At 33.3% G+C, this 20,083-nt stretch carries 11 protein-coding genes and 2 pseudogenes; 10 read left to right on the top strand and 3 right to left on the bottom strand.

Going from position 1 to position 20,083, the window contains the following annotated elements; translation table 11 throughout:
* Positions 1-49: 49 nt before the first annotated feature.
* Positions 50-1,015 carry an arsenic resistance protein gene (locus DN393_RS26915; protein WP_064476391.1) on the bottom strand — a complete coding sequence of 322 codons (966 nt, stop codon included), beginning with the start codon at positions 1,013-1,015 and terminating at the stop codon, positions 50-52.
* Positions 1,016-1,309: 294 nt separating this feature from the next.
* On the opposite strand from DN393_RS26915, the gene DN393_RS26910 reads away from it, so the two are divergent.
* From DN393_RS26910 to DN393_RS26895, 5 genes and pseudogenes are all read left to right on the top strand, one after another.
* On the top strand, positions 1,310-2,002 hold the full coding sequence (locus tag DN393_RS26910) for an FMN-dependent NADH-azoreductase (protein WP_000522525.1): 693 nt from the start codon (positions 1,310-1,312) through the stop codon (positions 2,000-2,002).
* 235 nt (positions 2,003-2,237) lie between these two features.
* A complete protein-coding gene (gene brnQ / locus DN393_RS26905; RefSeq protein WP_064476390.1) occupies positions 2,238-3,593 on the top strand; it encodes a branched-chain amino acid transport system II carrier protein in 1,356 nt (451 codons plus the stop codon).
* An 85-nt stretch (positions 3,594-3,678) separates the two neighbouring features.
* Positions 3,679-4,098: a VOC family protein gene (locus DN393_RS26900; RefSeq protein WP_064476389.1), complete on the top strand. Its 420-nt coding sequence runs from the start codon at positions 3,679-3,681 to the stop codon at positions 4,096-4,098.
* A 215-nt stretch (positions 4,099-4,313) separates the two neighbouring features.
* Positions 4,314-4,415: pseudogene (locus DN393_RS32565) on the top strand (copper resistance CopC family protein); the annotation flags it as partial.
* A gap of 35 nt (positions 4,416-4,450) precedes the next feature.
* Positions 4,451-4,657, top strand: a pseudogene (locus DN393_RS26895) (branched-chain amino acid transporter); the annotation flags it as partial.
* A gap of 171 nt (positions 4,658-4,828) precedes the next feature.
* Here the strand turns inward: DN393_RS26895 and DN393_RS26890 are convergent.
* Together DN393_RS26890 and DN393_RS26885 are read right to left on the bottom strand one after the other, a co-directional pair.
* Positions 4,829-5,668 carry a dimethylarginine dimethylaminohydrolase family protein gene (locus tag DN393_RS26890; RefSeq protein ID WP_149174119.1) on the bottom strand — a complete coding sequence of 280 codons (840 nt, stop codon included), beginning with the start codon at positions 5,666-5,668 and terminating at the stop codon, positions 4,829-4,831.
* Between the two features lie 217 nt (positions 5,669-5,885).
* Complete coding sequence (locus tag DN393_RS26885) at positions 5,886-6,605, bottom strand: 4'-phosphopantetheinyl transferase family protein (RefSeq protein WP_149174118.1); 720 nt, start codon at positions 6,603-6,605, stop codon at positions 5,886-5,888.
* A 324-nt stretch (positions 6,606-6,929) separates the two neighbouring features.
* Between DN393_RS26885 and DN393_RS26880 the strand changes: the two genes are divergently transcribed.
* From DN393_RS26880 to DN393_RS26860, 5 genes are all read left to right on the top strand, one after another.
* Positions 6,930-7,961, top strand: coding sequence for a serine hydrolase domain-containing protein (locus DN393_RS26880; RefSeq protein WP_098111938.1), 1,032 nt, complete (start codon positions 6,930-6,932; stop codon positions 7,959-7,961).
* Positions 7,962-8,181: 220 nt separating this feature from the next.
* The gene (locus DN393_RS26875) at positions 8,182-9,192 is read left to right on the top strand and encodes a fatty acid desaturase family protein (protein WP_002189230.1); all 1,011 of its coding nucleotides are present in this window, start codon (positions 8,182-8,184) and stop codon (positions 9,190-9,192) included.
* A 194-nt stretch (positions 9,193-9,386) separates the two neighbouring features.
* Positions 9,387-10,106, top strand: coding sequence for a thioesterase II family protein (locus DN393_RS26870; RefSeq protein ID WP_064476384.1), 720 nt, complete (start codon positions 9,387-9,389; stop codon positions 10,104-10,106).
* On the top strand, positions 10,096-15,864 hold the full coding sequence (locus tag DN393_RS26865; RefSeq protein ID WP_149174117.1) for a non-ribosomal peptide synthetase: 5,769 nt from the start codon (positions 10,096-10,098) through the stop codon (positions 15,862-15,864). Before DN393_RS26870 ends, DN393_RS26865 begins: the two co-directional genes overlap by 11 nt.
* A complete protein-coding gene (locus DN393_RS26860; RefSeq protein WP_064476382.1) occupies positions 15,857-20,083 on the top strand; it encodes a type I polyketide synthase in 4,227 nt (1,408 codons plus the stop codon). Before DN393_RS26865 ends, DN393_RS26860 begins: the two co-directional genes overlap by 8 nt.

Raw genomic sequence — 20,083 nt, 5'->3', positions numbered from 1 at the left:
TATAAGTTCTCTAAAATAAAAAAACGTCCCAAAGTAGGACGTTTTTTTATTATGTATATTGCTTTTTTTTCTTAATAAGTAATAACACTTGTGACACACAAGCAAGTACTGGTAGTTCTATTAATGGTCCAATCACTAATGCAAGTGCAATAAGAGGTTCGTCTGGAAAAGCTGTTACAGCAATAGCGAGTGCAACAGGCGAGTTTCTTGCTAATGTTGTTAAGCTTAGACTAACTGTATCTTTATAAGATAAACGCATCATGCGTCCGATAAATTGTCCAAGTACAAAATTAATGATGAAGAACAATAGAACAGGAATGAGTAATAGTAAAACAACATTCATATTTTGTAGTAAATATTTACCTTGTGATGCAAACATCGCTACAATTGCTAAACTTAAAAATACAATTTGCGCAGAGCTGAAAAACGGAATGAGTTTATTCTCGAGTGTTTCAGTTTGTTTCATTTTATACATAATGAATTTTGTAGCGTGTGCAAGTACAAATGGTAAGACGATTACGATAACAATACTTTCTACTAAAACAGAAACCGCTACAGTCTTCATGACACCAGCAAATAAAAATAAATAAATGGGAAGGAGTAGTACTTGCAAAATTAAATTTACAGGCAAAATGGCAGTAGAAAGTGCTACATTTCCTTTCGCTATTTCAGTAAAGATTAAGTACCAGTCTGTACATGGAGTAACCATTAACATAATAAATCCAACCCAAAGTGCTGGATGGTCGGAAAGAAATAGTGCTCCTAATCCCCAAGCGAGTAAAGGTGTCCATAAAAAATTAATAGTAAGGCTCGTTCCAGCAAATTTTAAATTGCGGAATCCATTTTTTATTTCTTTCAATGGAATGCTGAGGAATAATCCATACAGCATGAAAAATAAGAAGGGGACAATAAATTGCTCTGAATACATATGTATCAAATGAAATTGTCCGAGTACGATGCCGCATGTAACAGCAAAAAGAATAATAAAAGTTTGAATCTTTTCTATAGTGCTCATGAGTAAATCCTTTCTAAATATGAATTGCCCTCTCTACATCCATTATACAAACAATAAAGTTACAATTGGTGTATGAATTGTATTGTGGTCATTATTTTTAATCCGAGATATTATTTTTTATTTAAAGTTACTTGACTAAAGTAAGTTACTGTATTACAATCACTTACATAAGGTAATTAAATAACAAAAAGTTTTTTGTGTTTTTACTTAAGGTATCTATTGGAACTTTTTACTAGAATAAGAATTTTTATGATGATGAATAATGAATATGATAAGAAAGTTTAGGTGAAGAAAGTGGGATTATTTAGCTCATTATTTGGTAAAAAAGAAGAAAATACAAAAGTAGAGGGGAATAAAACAATGTCAAAAGTATTATTTGTAAAAGCAAACGATCGTCCGGCGGAGCAAGCAGTTAGTTCAAGAATGTATGAAACATTTGTAAGTGCTTATAAAGAAGCGAACCCAAATACAGAAATTACGGAGTTAGATTTATTCGCATTAGATCTGCCGTATTACGGAAATATCGCGATTTCAGGTGGATATAAACGTAGTCAAGGAATGGAGTTAACAGCAGAAGAAGAGAAGGCTGTAGCTAAGGTAGATCAATATTTAAATCAGTTTTTAGAAGCTGATAAAGTTGTATTTGCGTTCCCACTATGGAACTTCACAGTGCCAGCACCATTAATCACATATATTTCATACTTATCTCAAGCTGGAAAAACATTTAAATATACAGCAAATGGCCCAGTAGGTTTAGCTGGTGATAAGAAAGTCGTTGTATTAGGTGCGCGTGGTTCGGATTATTCTTCAGAACAAATGGCTCCTATGGAAATGGCGGTTAATTATGTAACGAATGTGCTTGGGTTCTGGGGAATTACAAATCCAGAGACTGTTGTAATTGAAGGGCACAATCAATATCCAGATCGTTCACAACAAATTGTTGAAGAAGGTTTAGAGAACGTTAAGAAAGTAGCGGCAAAATTTTAATTGATAGTAAATGTAAAAAACCAACATGGATGACCATGTTGGTTTTTTAGTCTATTTCTATGTTAAAAAATGTATATTTATAAAATAAATGAAAAGTTTGAAAATAGTATTGCAAAATATTATATGACAAACTATAATAAGTTCAAGAATAGTTGATAGTCGAATTGAATATTCAGAAAATTCAATTAGTTAAAAATGGAAAATGAGATAAGGAAATTTGAATGGGGGTTATATTATGGCGAATAAAGTACCGTTTTCGTTCATAGTAGTTATTGGATTAATGTTATTTGCACTATTTTTTGGAGCAGGAAATTTAATATTCCCGGCAATGCTCGGTCAATCGGCAGGAGAGAATGTATGGATTGCTAACGCTGGATTTTTAGTAACGGGTGTTGGATTACCACTACTAGGTGTACTGGCATTTGGTTTTTCGGGTAAAGATGATTTACAGTCATTAGCAAGTCGTGCTCACCCAGTATTCGGGATTGTGTTTACAACAGTTTTATACTTAGCGATTGGCCCGTTATTTGCAATACCAAGAACAGGAAATGTTTCTTATGAAATTGGTCTTAAACCGTTTATGCCAGAAGGATTAGGTTCTACACCTTTAATTCTTTTCACAATTGTATTCTTTAGCATCACTTGTTTTTTTTCGCTAAATCCTGCGAAAATTGTCGATATTGTTGGAAAAATCTTAACGCCAATTAAGTTAACTTTCATTGGTATTTTAGTAATCGTTGCTTTTATACATCCGATTGGAGATATGCAAGCACCAGTGGAAGCTTATACATCACATGCATTCTTTAAAGGATTCCAAGAAGGATACTTAACAATGGACACGCTTGCATCATTCGTATTTGGAATCATCATCATTAATGCAATTAAAGAAAAAGGTGCAAAAACGAAAACACAGATTATGATCGTTTGTGCAAAAGCGACAATCATTGCAGCATCTATTTTAGCAATTATCTATACAGCTCTTTCTTATATGGGTGCTTCAAGTGTTGCGAAGCTTGGACATTTAGAGAACGGTGGAGAAGTATTAGCGAAAGTTTCTAACTACTATTTCGGATCATATGGTGGAGTATTATTAGGATTAATGATTACAGTAGCGTGTTTAACAACTAGTGTGGGACTTGTATCAGCATGTTCTTCATTCTTCCATAAGTTATTCCCAAGTGTTCCTTACAAAGCGATTGCCATCACGCTATGTGTATTTAGTGCAATTGTTGCAAACGTAGGATTAACACAATTAATCGCAGTTTCTGTTCCAGTACTAACAGCAATTTATCCACTAGCAATCGTATTGATTTTCTTAACATTCTTCCATTCATTATTCAAAGGAAGAGCTGAAGTTTATCAAGTGAGCTTAATCGTAACATTTATCATCAGCTTATTCGATGGATTAAGTGCAGCTGGAGTTAACATTGAAGTAGTAAGCCGAGTGTTCACTAAATTCCTTCCGATGCAAGAAGTAGGATTAGGATGGATCTTCCCAGCGATTATCGGTGGATTTATCGGATATGGCATTAGCGTTTTAAAAGCAAAAAATCAAGTTCAACCAGCTAGTGCGAATAAGAAAATAGGTTAAATAAAAAAGTTATAGAACTTGTTTCTATAACTTTTTTTGTTACTATTGATAAGGATAGAAAAAATAAAGTAGTAGGGGAAATAAAATGAAAAAAACAATTGATCATATCGGCATCGCAGTTCGAGATATAAATAGTACGATACGTTTTTATGAAAATGTGTTACTAGGAACTTTAATAGATCGTTACGTAAGTGAAGCTCCTGGTGTGGAAAGCGAAGTAGCCATTCTTGAAGTGGATGGAGATAGAATTGAATTACTTGCACCGACGAATAATACGACATCTCCAATTGCCCGTTTTATTAAACAAAAAGGTAAAGGTGTTCATCACGTTGCGTATCGTGTCGATGATTTAGATGTGGCTCTAGAAGAGTTAAAAGAACAAGGTATTCGGACATTAGAGCATACACTTCGGATTAATAAGCACGGTAGAAGATTAATATATCTTAACCCAGCGGATACAGAGGGAACAATCATTGAGTATTGTGATTATCCGGAAGAGAAGTAGAGGAATTTTATGATTGAAAAAGGGTGTTGCGTAATTGCGTGACGCCTTTTTAATTTGTGTATTTTCTTTAGGTGGAACATCCTGCTATAGAGTTCCTTATATTTAATGAGGTTAAATTCTTAGGATGGGAATATAGTTTAGGAAGTATATGTAAGAAAAGTATAGTGATGAAAAATAAGTGAAGTGTGAAAGTAATAAGAAGGCTAGAGGCATAGTTGCTAATAGAGTGCATTTTCATTATAGGGGTACCAAAAAGTGCCGCTGCTCATGGGTATGTTGTGAAATCGAACCCTACTGAAAATGAAATGTTGAAGAAGCGCTAACTGTTGTGAAAATTAAATGCGGTGAGGCTATAACATTTATCATCAGTTTATGTAATAGATTAATTGCAGCTGGAGTTAACATTGAAGTAGTAAGCCATCTGTTCACGATGCAGGTAGTAGGGTTAGACTGGATTTTCCTCGCGATTATCGGTGGATTTATTGGGGAGGGTATTAATGTTTTAGGAGTGAAAAATCAAGTTCAACCAGCAGCTAGAGAGAATAAGAAAATAGGTTAAGTAAAAAAAGGTTATAGCATTTAATCCTATAACCCTTATATATAGAATACATCATCATGGCAGTTTATATTATAGGTAGTTGTATGATAAATGTAGGATTCATATTAGTAGAGAAAGCCAGTAACTGTAGACTACGCTTTAAATGAGAGCATTTAAAGCGTAGTTTTTTAATCATTCTCTTTGCAGAGGAAGAGTGCAGCAGCGAAAAGATCCACCAGATTTTATAATCTCTCCAAAGTCAATTTCAATAACCTCATAACCTCTACGTCTCAGTTCGTTATTTGTTTTAGTATTACTGGGTAAACTAATAATCTTTTCATTGCCTAAAGATAATACATTGGTTGCTAAAGTAAATTGCTCTTTTTTAGATACCTCTATTAAATTATAACGATCTGATAACATGTTTAGTGTACTATTACTAAATGCATGTGGATATATTAAAGCTTCTTCCTGTGAAATGATATTAAAAACACAATCTAAATGTAAAAAATCTTTGGAAAAAGGAACGGGAATTATTTCATAGTGTGTGAGCAACTGTTGAAGTTTTATTACAGAGTTAAATAACGTTCGATTGCTTACGCCAATATATACAATATCTTGATCGATAATGACGTCGCCGCCTTCTATATGACTATTAATACAATCTATATAAGTAATATCTTTTTCTAATAATATTTTCTTGAAAATTTGCTCTTCTCCTTTACGAACTTCATTTTTCATGTTAGAAATGAAAACAGTTTCCCCTACAGTAAAACCGATATCTCTCGTGAAAACTTGTTCGGGAAAGCGTACTTCAGGAGGTAGCATTAAAGTGTGTATTCTATTTTCTTTAAGCATATCAATAAATTTTGAGTATTGTTCTCTCGCTAGATTTACATTAAAGCCTAAATTGATAAAATATTTTTGGGTCTTGTTTATACCGCTAGAAATATTCATATATAATGGTTCGCATAGTACAACTTTTTTTAACGTACTATATTCACTTGAGCAATATGACTTTAAAATACTCATTCTAATAATCCTCCAATATAGGTGATTTTTAAATTGTTATACGATGATTGAAGCTTAAAATATTTTTGGATACAGAAGATAAAACGTAATAAAATATGAAATTAAAAAAGATTGAGCTTATAACAATTAAAGTGATTATTATAAGTTATCGTTTTCTGTATCTTCAGTTTTTTTATAACGCCGGGTGTATCATTGTTCTAGAAAAAACGTAAAATAATTATAGGAACTCAGAATAATCTAGTATCTTTATAGATGAATTGTTTATCTGTTCCCAATCTGTATAACAAACCGCGATAGTGTAATTTTGCTCTAACCGATTTAGGTAGAAATAAAATTGACTAAAAGTGGAATTAGTGTTCCGTAATGTTATTTTATTTTGGGACCAATCGTCCATATTGAAGCCGAAACTATCTAATGGATATAGAAGTCCTTTTCCGATCGCTTTAACAAATGATTCTTTTAAAGTCCAAATATCAAAGAAAAACGATAACTGTCTATCGTGAGGAATATGCTGAAAATAGTCAAGTTCTTCTTGAGTAAAGCATAGTTTGGTTATGGAAAAATCTATAGGTTGAATTTTTTCAATGTCTACACCAATTCTTCCATTTGAAGTAAGTCCACATATAATCCATTCTTCAGAATGAGATAAATTAAAATCCCCCTTCCAACCATGATATTTATTTAAAAAAGGGCGGCCTGCTCGATCTCTGTTTATAGAGATAGCATCTGCAGGTATGAGTAAAATTTTTTCTAAACATTTTCTGATGCATAGATGAGCTAATAATGTTCTTTGTTGATCTTCTAATTTATGAAATCTTAAAATTCTTTCCCTTTCATTTTTAGGTAATTTTGTGAGTTTCAGCTCTATGTCTTTGTAGGGTAGTAAAATTCCTAATTTAACTGCAATAATTTCTAAGTAACTATCAATTTTTTTCATAATGACCTCACTAACAATATAAATAATAGTCTCAAGAGAATTTAAATGTATAATTAATTTTATTATTTATCAACTACCATTACATTATAGAGAGTGATATAAGATTTATTGAGAAATCATGTGAATTATATTAAGTGTTATTGTATAGCTATTTTGAAGAAATGAACAAACTTATGTTTTATTTTTTTTTGAAGTCAATTCAATTATTAAAAAAGTTTCTCAAGTTTTGTTATGTATTTTAGATTGCTTTGAAAATTAAATGAAGTTACAATTAATCCTGTTTAATAGTTGGAAAAATCAGAAAAATAAAAGGGGATTGGGTAAGTGATAATTTCTGGAGAAATAAAAGAATTTATAAAGAATTATGATGATAAATTACCATTCTCAGGTGCGATTTTAATTCAAAATAAAAAAAAGATCTTTGAAGATGGATTTGGATATGCGAATAGAAGTGAACAAATTTTTAATACATCACGTACTCGGTTTGGTATGGCTTCTGGGTGTAAAATTTTCACTGCAGTGGCAATATGTCAATTAGTTGAAAAGGGTGTTTTAACTTTTGATACCTGTTTGAAAGAGTGTTTAGAAGACCCATTCCCACATTTTTATGAAGGTATTACAATTCATCATTTATTAACTCATACTTCGGGCATACCAGATTATTTTGATGAAGAAGAAATGGATGATTTTGAAGATTTATGGAAGGATACCCCAATGTATTCTATTAAATCTCCTGCAGATTTTCTGCCTATGTTTCAAAATTATCATATGAAGTTTAATCCTGGAAGTAAATTTTCTTATAGTAATGCAGGTTATATTTTACTTGGTTTGATTGTAGAAAAATTGACAGGGATGAAGTTTGCAGAATATGTAAAAGAGCATATATTTCAAGTTTGCGGCATGTCAGATTCAGGATATTTCCGGATGGATCAACTGCCGGAAAGAACTGCACTTGGATATATAGATAATAAAGATGATAACACTTGGAGAACTAATATCTATTCGGTCCCTATAGTTGGTGGGCCAGATGGAGGGGCTTTTACAACAGTTTTAGATTTAGGAGAATTTTGGAATGGATTATTTAATGGGAAACTCTTAAATAAAGAGTACACTAATCAGTTGTTAACTCCTTATGTGAAAAATAATAGTTTACATTATGGATATGGTGTTTGGATTTCAATGGAAAATGATGAGATTCTCAAATATTTTGTATTTGGATTTGATCCAGGTGTGAGGGTTCATTCATCTGTAAATGCAAAGTCTAAGATGCAACTCCATATTATGTCTAATGTAGAACAAAATGTAGTTCCTATTAAAAATGGGATTGATAAATTAATTTCTGAAAAAAAGATTTAGTTTTTGAGATTCATGGATGTTTTTTGATACCTACAAAATAAAAAAGGATATGAATATTTAACTAAGAGTTAATCAGCTTATAAAAACTGTTGGATTGTTCGCTTTAAATGATTAATTAGAGTATAAATTTTGAGAGCCTAAGGGTGTTTGTTAAGGATTTAAATGAAGGATTCCTGATATAAATCAACAGCATTAATTTCTATATAAAGGAGTTAATAATATGATTAGAGGAACTACCGATTTAGGGGAAAGTCAAAAGAAAGAGTTAGAGAAGCATCGTTTTTCGAAAGAAATCAATTTGGAAATTCGCGAATTACAAAAAACCAACAATTGGTATAATTTTTTTGCTATAGGGTTGGATTGGGGTATTGTGTCCTTAGTAATTGCATTGAATTATTTTATCCCTACTATGTGGATGTATTTAATTAGTATTGTTATCATTGGTAGCCGTATGCGTGGCCTTGATATTATGATGCATGAGTCAAGTCATCGTATGCTTTTTAAAAATCGTAAATTAAATAAGTGGGTTGCATGTTTCTTTGCTGCTTATCCGATAATGATTTCTTATAAAGCATATTGTAAGAGTCACATGAATCACCACAGGTATTTATGGAGTGAGATAGACCCTGATAAGCAAAGGTATCAAATTGTTGGGTTAGATAAACCGACTAAAAATAAAATGAAATTTTTTATTCAGCATTGCTTAAAGCCTTTGTTCTTAGTACATGTGCCGAATTATTTGATTGGAATGATCAAAGTAACAGCATATGCAAAAGAGGAACCTAGATTTGATCAAATAATCAGGACTCTATATTGGGGCGCTATCATTATTTGTTCAATTGTTTTCGGTTTCTGGCAAGAGTTGATTTTATTTTGGGTAGTTCCGTTTTTAACAACTTTTCAAATGTTAAAATATTGGGCTGAAATGGCCGAACATGCAGGACTAGAATCGGAAAATGAGATATTTGCATCAAGAAATTCTTTTGGGAATTGGTTTGAGCGCTTTCTCATTCATCCTCATAGAAACTCATACCATTTGGTACATCACTTGTTCCCTGCTGTTCCACACTTTAACATAAAGAAAGCTCATCTTATTTTAATGAAAGATGAAGAATATCAAAAAGCGCATCATTGTACAGGGTTCTTTTTTTCCACTGCACCAGGATTCTCCTCTGTAATAGATGATATACAAGGACGGATACCATTTTGGAATAAAGTGAAAGGGAAATAGATCATTATACGTGTTGTGCTACATAGGCTGTATGGAAATTTAATGGTTTACCAAAGATAATTCCTGATTGCACCCTAAAATATAAATGGGAGCTAGATTAATAAAGAAATTGGGAGATGTTAGGTGGCTAATTAAGTTCTATAGAGCCTTTTAAAATTTAGTAAATAATTTTGATTCATAGGAAAGGAGAGTATATGAATAACACGATGCTTTTTTGTTTTCCTTATGCTGGTGGATCCGGTTCGATATATAGTAAGTGGAAAAATTACTTACATCCTAGTATTGAATTGAAACCAATTCAATACGCAGGAAGAGGTAAAAGATTTCAAGAAGATTGTTATGATGATATGAATCACGCGGTTAACGATATATTTGAATATGTATATAGAGTTGTAGGTAATTGCGATTACGCGTTTTTTGGTCACAGTATGGGAGGGCTTATCGCTTATGAACTTTGTAAGGAAATAGAAAGTAGAAATCTTAATGCTCCTGTGCATATTTTTCTATCAGGTGTAAAACCGCCTAATTTTATTAGAGAACAAAAAGTGTCTAACTTACCAGAAAAAGAATTTAAAGATGTGATATTAAATTTAAATGGTACTCCAAAAGAAGTTCTTAATAATCAACAGTTAATGGATATGTTTATACCAATTTTAAGATCTGACTTTAAAGTGATAGAAGAATATAAATTCAGTAATGAATTGTACAAGTTAAATACGTGTATTACTGCAATGTACGGTAAGATGGACGATGTTACTGAGGAATACATGGAAAAATGGTGTGAGTTTACTTCGAGAGATACTGTTGTTTATGGCTACCCAGGAGATCACTTTTTTATTAATGAAAATTACATTGATATTATAAATCTTATTAATTCAACATTGGTTGGGAGAGGAGATTATTATGAGCAATGATGTTTATAATACAGATTTGTTAACTAAAGAGGAGAAATTTTGGTTGGATCAACTATCAACGGATTTAGAAATGAGTAGTTTTTTAAATTTTAATAAAAAAATTGGTGTGAAAAATCAGGGAGAAAAAGTATTTACATATAGATTGTCAGAAAACATATCACATAAAATTAGTGAAATAAGTAATCATTCTGAATATGGAATATTTATCATTTTGATTGCTAGTGTGAAATATTTACTCTCAATATACACGGATAGTAAAGATGTTTCTATTGGAACGCCAGTAATTCAATCAAAATCTGGCACAGCATATTATGATCATCTTTTGATTATAAGAAGTAATATCCATAGTAATATGACATTTAAGGAGCTTCTATTAAAAGTACAACAAAACATTTCAGAGGCAAATAAAAATCAGAAAGTATCGCATAAGCGATTAGCAAAACTTTTAGGAGATGAGAATGCAAATTCTAATAAACTGAATCCTCGTACAGTCATACAGTTTGAAAATATTCAACATAATATTTCTAATCATTATACAAATGCAGATACCGTCTTTAATTTTAAATGGCATGGAGATAAAATAGAGTGTTGTGTCACTTGTAAAGAAAGTGTAGAAGACTTGATTGGAAGAGTTATAGATCAACTGACTCATTTGTTAAAAGTGGTAGTAGCTAATCCTAGTATAAGGCTCTCTGAAATCGACATTTTATCCAATGAGAGAAATCGTATTCTAAATGAGTTTAACAACACAACATCAAGTTTTCCTAAGGATAAATCTGTTGTTGATTTGTTTGAATTTCAAGTAGCTAAAAGTCCACATAAGCTAGCAGTCTTTTATCAAAATCAAAATTTAACTTACGAGGAATTAAATAGAAAAGCAAATCATATAGCACATAAATTAGTTGAATTAGGAGCTAAAAAAGATTCTGTAATAGGAATTATGTTGGATAGATCGCTTGAACTTCCAATTGGTATATTAGGTGTTTTAAAGGCAGGAGCTGCATATTTACCCATTGATCCAAACTATCCAAATGAACGAATTAATTATCTCCTAAGTAATTCTAATGTAGATATCATATTGAAGTACAGCAATAATGAATTTAATTTTATAAATGAAAACACTAGATTTATTGATATAGATACAACTTTAAGAGACGGTACACCTATAGAAATGAGTGGGAATTTAGAATTGAAAATCCCATTAGAGAGCTTAATGTATGTTCTTTATACATCTGGAAGCACTGGTGAACCTAAAGGAGTTATGGTGAAAAGAAATTCATTTATGAATTTGCTCAATTGGTATACCAATGAATTTGATATGAATCCAACCGATAATGTATTATTAATTGCCCCAATTAGTTTCGATACAGCACATAAAAATTTATTTGCTCCATTGATAAAAGGCGGGCGATTGCACCTTTTTGAGTCAGGTATGTATGATTACAATAAAATGTCTGATTATATAAATGTTCATGAAATTACGAGCGTTAATTGTACCCCAAGTGGTTTTTATCCATTGGTTGAGTATAATGAGAGAACTAATTTTAGTAGGTTAATCACGTTGAAGCGTATTTTTTTAGGTGGTGAATCGATAAATTGTAAAAAACTCAAACCTTTAGTTAAATCAATAAATTTCAAGGGCGAAATTATAAATACGTATGGTCCCACGGAATGCACGGATTTAGCCACTTTCTATAGAATTAGTAATCAAGAGATAGAACAATTGAAGGTGATTCCAATCGGAAAGCCTCTTAATAATGTCGAAATATACATTGTGGATCAAGAAATGAATCTTGTACCTATTGGTGTAACGGGAGAACTGTGTATTGCTGGGGTTGGATTGGCACGTGGGTATTATAATGCTCCAGATTTAACGAGAGAAAAATTTGTAGAGTTTCCGAAAATTACCGAAAAAAAAGTTTATAAAACAGGCGATATGGCAAGGTGGATGCCTGATGGGAATATTGAATTTATTGGAAGGAAAGATAATCTTACGAAAATAAGGGGGTTTCGGGTAGAAGTTGGGGAGATAGAGACTTGTCTTATGAAGCATCCAGATGTAGATGAAGTTGTTGTTGTTGCAATCGAAGATACTTTCGGTACGAAAGTATTAAGTGCTTATTTTGTTGCCAATGTGCATATAACAAACTCAGAATTAAGAAATTTCCTTATTAAAAGTTTGCCGAATTTCATGGTGCCAACCTACTTCACTCAACTGAAAAAAATGCCACTCAATCAAAACGGGAAAATTGATCGTAAAGCATTGCCAGTGTCCAACTTGGATCCAGTATCAGACTTCGACTATATTGCACCAGAAGGCGAATTGGAAAAAAAGGTTGCACATATATGGAGAGATGTTCTTAACATTCAAAAGATAGGAGTGTATGATAATTTTTTTGAGTTAGGTGGGCATTCTTTAAATGCTGCTTCAATCATATTGAAAGTTAATCAAGAATTTGACGTGAATATACACTTGAGTGAAATGTTTAAAAAGCCAACTATAAAAGAATTTACAACTCTAATACTGGATGGGGAACAACATAAAAGTTCAATTATATTACCTGTTGAAGTAAGAGAATCCTATCCTGTTTCATCACAGCAAAAAAGGCTATTTATTATGTGGCAACTTAATCGTGATTCAGTAGCTTATAATTTACCGTCTGGGACAATTATAGAGGGTGATCTCGAATATGATATGTTGGTGAGAGCTTTCCAACATCTTGTTGATCGTCATGAATCTTTACGTACATCGTTTTCATTCATCAATGGACAAGTGGTGCAGTATGTACATCCTACATTAAAGGTTATTGTTGATATCGTGGAAGCATCGGAAGAAGAATTAATGGAGTATGTACATGGGTTTGCTACACCTTTTAATCTGGAACAACCGCCTCTATTTAAAGTTAAAGTTATTAAAATCAGAGAAAATAAGCATTTACTGTTAACTGATGCTCATCATATTGTCTTTGATGGTATATCGATGGACATAATTATGGAGGAATTTTATGATAGTTATTTAAATAAAGACTTACCTCCGGTTAAATTACAATATAGAGACTACGCAGTATGGCAGGGAGAATTTTTTCAGACTGATGATTTTAAGAGCAAAGAAAAGTATTGGCTAAACATATTTAAAGATGAACCTCCATTGTTAGAGTTAAATACAGATTATCCACGACACCCGGTGCAACTTTATGATAGTGATTATGTACCAATTATGGCGGGATACGATTTGACAAAGCGTTTGAAAAGGATAGCGAAGGAGAATGGGACAACCCTATATACGGTGCTACTTGCTGCTTTAAATGTATTATTTTTAAAATATACGGGTCAAGAAGATATTACGATTGGTACCCTTACAGCTGGCCGATCTCGTCCAGGTTTGGAACGGATTATTGGTATGTTTGTGAATACGGTAGTAATAAGAAATTTCCCATGTCGCAAAAAGACATTTCTGAATTTTCTGAATGAAGTGAAGGATAATACAATAAAAGCTATCGATCATGAAGAATATCCATTTGAATTGTTAGTAAATGAAGTTGATGTTTATCGAAATACAGGGAGAAATCCAATATTTGATATTATGTTTTCTTTGGATAATGATGAGTATTTCTTTAAGGATACAGGGGGGATCACTTTACGTAAATTCCCATTTGAAAGTAGTATGACTCAATTTGATATGTTCATTCATGTATTGGAAATTAATGAAGATATGCATTTTAAGTGGAAGTATCGTAAGGATATATTTAAGAAGGATACAGTACAAAGATTAGCAGAACATTTTATTTATCTACTTGATGAGATTACCAAAAAGATGGATATACCATTACAAGATATCCAGATGATGTCTGAAGCAGAGATGAAAACCGTTCTTTATAAATTTAATAATACGACGGATGAATATTCGTATCAAATGACGGTGCATGAGATATTTGAGCAGAAAGCGAAAGAAAATCCATCAGAAAATGCCATCGTATATAAAGAGATGACACTAACGTACTCTGAGCTGGATGCAAGGGCAAATCAACTGGCCCGCACTTTAAGAAAAAAGGGAGTGCAAAGAAATAGCGTTGTTGGACTTATTGTAGAGCCTTCCTTAGAAATGGTCATAGGAGTTCTCGGTGTGCTAAAAGCAGGAGGTGCATTTTTGCCGATTGATCCCACTCTTCCAATAAATAGGATAAAATATTTTTTGGGAGACAGTGATTGTCAGTTGGTTCTGGCCCGAAATAATGTGAAGGAACGCTTTACTTTTGAACAGGAAATAATTAGGTTGGATGATGAATTAAACTGTAAAAAAGATGGTTGTCATCTTGAAAGCATAAACCAGCCCGACGATTTGGCATATGTAATTTATACCTCTGGAACAACCGGTAACCCTAAAGGGGTTATGGTCGAACACAAAAATATTGTGAATCAGTTGATAGGACTCATTCAAAAATTAAAATTTAATCAAGAAATGAATCATTTATTACTGGCGAAAATCACATTCGATGTTTCTGTTCAACAAATTCTTCTCCCGATTCTCTCTGGGGGGAGGTTATATATTCCTGAGGAAGAGCTAATCGCTGAGCCAAGAAATATGTGGAACTTTATTGAGAGAAACAAAATTAATGTCTTGGGAGCTGTACCTACCCATTTGAAAGTGTTGATAGATAATATTGTCACAAGTCAATCTCTTAACTATGTTCTTGTAGCCGGTGAGGTCTTTACAAAGAGTCTTTATAATCAATTAAAGAGTACTGTTAATGCAGAGATGATTATTAATCTGTATGGTCCAACCGAGACGACGATTTTTTCAACATACTATATTTGTCATGAAAATGAAGAGAGTTCGAGCATACCAATAGGTAAGCCTCTAAGTAACTATAGGGCATATATTTTAAATCAAGATTATTATCCTGTACCTATTGGTGTGACTGGGGAGTTATATATCGCTGGAGCAGGTGTAGGAAGGGGATATATCAATAAGTCAGATTTGACAGATGAAAAATTTATGCCTGATCCATTTATTCCAGGTGAGAAAATGTATAAAACGGGAGACCTTACAAGGTGGCTCTCTAATGGGGACATCGAGTATATTGGAAGGGTTGACCATCAGGTAAAGGTTAAGGGAGTCCGAGTAGAGCCAGATGAAATAAAAACCCATATTTTAAATCATAAATCTATTGAGAATGCAATTGTTGTTGCAAAACAAAATCAAAGTAATGAAAGCTATTTGTGTGCGTATCTAATTGCAAACCAAGAGGTTACCAGTACAGAATTAAGGAATTATTTGAGGAATAAGTTACCTGAATATATGATTCCTTCACATTTTGTGCAATTAGAGAGTATGCCTTTAACGAATAACGACAAAGTCGACGTAAGGGCCTTGCAAGAAAGGGATGATGAGAATTATATATCGTTAGGTACTACTTATATAGCACCTGGAACGAATCTAGAAAAAATGATAGCGGAGATCTGGAAACAGGTACTTGGGGTAAATCAGGTCGGTATTTATGATCATTTCTTCGAACTTGGTGGGAATTCACTGAATATTATTCAAGTAAATGAACGGTTGAAAAATGATTTGAACATTGACATAACTGTGATGATGCTATTTAGATTTCCTACAATTTATTCTCTATCCCAGCAATTAAAGATGACCGCTGAGAGCAGGGGACAGGAAGAAGTGAACTCAAATAGAGTTCAGGTAATAAAGGAATCAAAAAATAGGTTGAAACAGAGACGTCAAAGAAAGAGGGATTCGAATGAATGATAGTGCACAAGAACCGATAAGAAATGGTATAGAGATTGCTATTATTGGAATGTCTTGCAGATTTCCTGGTGGAGATACTATAAATGAATTCTGGGAAAATTTGAAGAATGGTGTAGAATCGGTAACTTTCTTCACAGATAAGGAGTTACAGACAGGAGGAATTGATCTAGAAACGATCCAGAGTTCCAATTATATAAAGGCTGGTGGGGCTATTACAGGAACAGAATGGTTCGACAATAAATTATTTAATTACTCACCTAGGGAATTAGAGGTAATGGATCCACAGCTGAAAATTTTGCACGAGTGTGCTTGGGAGGCATTAGAGAGTAGTGCTTACTTTCCGGATACCTTTAATGGTTTAATTGGTACTTATATTGGAGCAGCAACAAACTTATATTGGTTAGAAACGGTATATCATGGAGCGAAAGATTTTATAAAAGAAGCGGAATTTTTAAATGGTTCTCAATTTTTCGGCACCAGATTATCACATAAATTAAATTTGAGAGGTCCTAGTTATACAGTTCAAACTGCATGTTCATCTTCGTTGGTTGCTGTGCACTTGGCATGTCAAGCGCTATTAAGTGGAGATTGTGACATTGCTTTGGCTGGAGGAGTTTCACTTACATTACCTGAGAAAAGAGGATATTTATACAAGGAGGGTATGATTCTTTCACCAGATGGGCACTGTAGACCTTTTGATGCTAATGCTAGAGGAACGGTCAATGGAAATGGAGCGGGAATTGTTGTTTTGAAGCGTATGGAGGATGCGATTGCCGATGGAGATTTCATCCATGCTGTTGTGAAAGGATCCGCAATAAATAATGATGGCGCTGATAAGGTTAGTTTTAATGCGCCAAGTGTAGAGGGACAAGCTGCTGTTATTAGAGCAGCCCATCACATGGCCGAGGTAGAATCTGAAAGTATATCATATGTAGAGGCTCATGGTACGGGAACCATGCTAGGTGACCCGATTGAGGTTGAAGCTTTGAAGTTGGCATTTAATACAGAGAAGAATAATTTTTGTGGTATTGGATCGGTTAAAGGGAATATTGGACATCTTGATAACGCTGCAGGTATAGCAGGTTTGATAAAAACTGTAGTTGCTTTGGAGCATCGCATGATTCCACCAAGCATTAATTACGAGAAAGCAAATGAAAAAATTAATTTTGGTAATAGTCCATTTTATGTACAGGATACATTGGCGGGATGGAAGAACCGAGAGTTTCCTTTAAGAGCGGGAGTAAGTTCATTTGGTATGGGGGGAACAAATGCCCATGTTGTACTTGAGGAACCTCCCCAAAGAGAAGCTTCGGAGCGGAGCAGGAGATATCAATTGCTTTCTTTTTCTGCACAAACGAAAAAATCTCTTGAAGAGCAAACTAAAAGGTTAGCTGAATATTTAACTCACAACAATAATGTGAATTTGGCTGATGTAGCTTATACACTTTTAAATGGAAGGAAAAATTTAAAATATCGAAGAGCATTAGTGGTTTCGGATATAGAGGAAGCGAAGCAAGAATTTTTTAATCAAAATTCTGCTAAGGTTCAAACTAATCTTTGTGATGGCGGTAGTAAGCAAATAATTTTCATGTTCCCCGGGCAGGGTGCGCAATATGTAAATATGGGATTGGATTTATATAAAGAAGAGAAGAGATTTCGAGATGAAGTGAATCTTTGTTGTGAGATTTTAGAAGAGATTAGTGGGGTCGACTGGAAGGAAGTCTTATACCCAAAGGATTTGGACGTTAGAATGAGAGATGATATAAATCAAACCTCTAATACTCAGCCTGCAATATTTATTTTTGAATACTCATTAGCAAAAACACTAATGGAATGGGGCATCTACCCGGACGGCATGATTGGACATAGTATAGGGGAATATGTGGCTGCTTGTTTGGCGGGAGTGTTCTCATTAAAGCAAGCGCTTCAGTTGGTGTATGAGCGGGCGACCTTAATGCAACAATTACCTAAAGGAAGCATGATAAGTGTAATGGCTTCGGAAAATGAAATTTTACCACTAATGAATCAAGATGTATCTATTGCCGCAGTGAATAGTCCAATATCATGCGTAATCTCAGGTTCTGATGAGGCAATCTATACTTTTGAGGGGGAATTGATTAGGGACGGTTTTCAGTTCAAAAAACTTGCAACCTCCCATGCCTTTCATTCATCCATGATGGACTCAATTTTAGATACCTATGGAAAGAAGTTAAAAGAAATTAATTTCCATGACATTAAAATACCATTTATATCCAATTTGACAGGAGAATGGATTACGGAAGAACAAGCAAAAAGTGCAGATTATTGGGTGAATCATCTGCGACATGTAGTGAAATTTTCTGAGGGCGTTAAGCATCTACTATCGGGTACGGAAAATGTTTTTGTAGAAGTTGGACCAGGTAGAACATTAAGCAGTTTTGTTAGACAACATACTCAAGGAAAATCTATATGCCCGATTGTAAATACTGTAAGGCATCCAAAAGAAAAAACTTGTGATGACAAGTACTTGCTTCAAAGTATTGGTAAGTTGCATATTCATGGCGTGAAGATTGAGTGGTCCAAGTATTTTTCGCAAGAAAGAAGATATCGTGTTCCGCTCCCTACGTATCCTTTTGAACGGCAATTCTTTAGCCTGTCTAAAGATATTGAAATGGAAGAGAGTTCCCCTTTATCGCAAAGCGACTATGTAGAAGAGCTAAAGAGGAATATTGTTCCGAAAGATGATAAACAGCGGAAAATTATAGAATCATATAAGAGAGTTACGGGAGTAAAACAAGTTAGTATCCATGATGATTTCTTTGAATTAGGAGGTAGCTCACTAACGGCTATCAATGTTGTTTCGAGCTTGCAGAAGGATTTTGATATTTCTATTAATCATTTATTTGAATACCCTAGAGTTTCTGATCTAGCGCAACATATGACATATAAAAAGGAGAAGACTATTCCAGATGCATTAGCAACTTATCTGATTGCTAGAGGAGAAAGGCATCGGTTGATGGAGGAGAAGGTAAGAGGAGACATAGCGATAAGAAGTTTATATGATGATAGAAACAAAAAGTATTACGAAATCAACCTTTCTTGCCAAGTCAGTTATAAAGAAGTTCTATTGACAGGAAGCACGGGATATTTGGGTGTTTACTTATTACATGATTTATTAACTGAATTAGATTGCAATGTACATTTAATTGTAAGAAGTGACAATTGTATACAAGCAGAAAATCGCATTAAAGAAAAAGTTTGCTCTTATTTTGGAACATCTTTTTATGATAAGTATAAGAAAAGAATTTTTGTATATAGTGGCGATCTGACAAAAAAATATATGGGCTTAGATCTGCCGAACTATCAATATTTGAGTGAAACAATCCAATGTATTATACATTCAGCAGGCAGTGTTAGTCATTATGGGAAATATGAAAAATCCTATGAAGCAAACGTTCTAGCCACGAGAAATGTAATTGATTTTTCGCTTAAGGGAGTAAAGAAAGATGTGAATCATATTTCTACATTAGCTGTAGCTTCTGGTGTGGTAAAGAATAACGAAGACATATTGTATACGGAGTATGATAATGATTTAGGGCAAATTATTGAAAATCCTTATCCAAAGACAAAGTTAGAAGCTGAAAAGATTGTACTGGAAATGAGGGGTAAGGGAATAAATGTAAATATTTTTCGAGTGGGAAACATTGGTTTTGATTCTAAAACAGGAAGGTTTCAAGAAAACATAGAGCAGAATGCATTATACTCAATGATGAAATCATATATAAGAATTGGATTGGTTCCAGAAATGGAAAGAGATATAGATTTTGCATGTGTGGATGATGTTAGTCAGGCAATTATTAAGTTGTTTAATAAAAAAGAATTAATGAATGAGACTCATCACATTTTCAATCCTAACTATGTAAGCTTATCAGCTCTTTTAACAACGTATGGATTAGACATAGATGTAAAAGAAACTTCAATTGATAAATTTATAGATTATATCTTTGATGAAAAGCAATTTAATCAATATGCATCAGATATATATAATTTACAGCTGCATTGTATAGGAGATGAATTGAAAACATTTAATGATGTCGAACAAACATTGTTCCATATAATGGGGGATAAAACGAATATGCTGTTAAGAAAAACGGGTTTTGTATGGAATAATATTACGGATGAAATGACGAAAAAAATGATTAGATATGGTCAAAAAGTGAATTATTTCGAAAAACATTAA

The sequence above is a fragment of the Bacillus sp. BPN334 genome (assembly GCF_008368885.1).
Taxonomy (GTDB): domain Bacteria; phylum Bacillota; class Bacilli; order Bacillales; family Bacillaceae_G; genus Bacillus_A; species Bacillus_A wiedmannii.
This window is presented reverse-complemented; position numbering and strand designations above follow the sequence as displayed.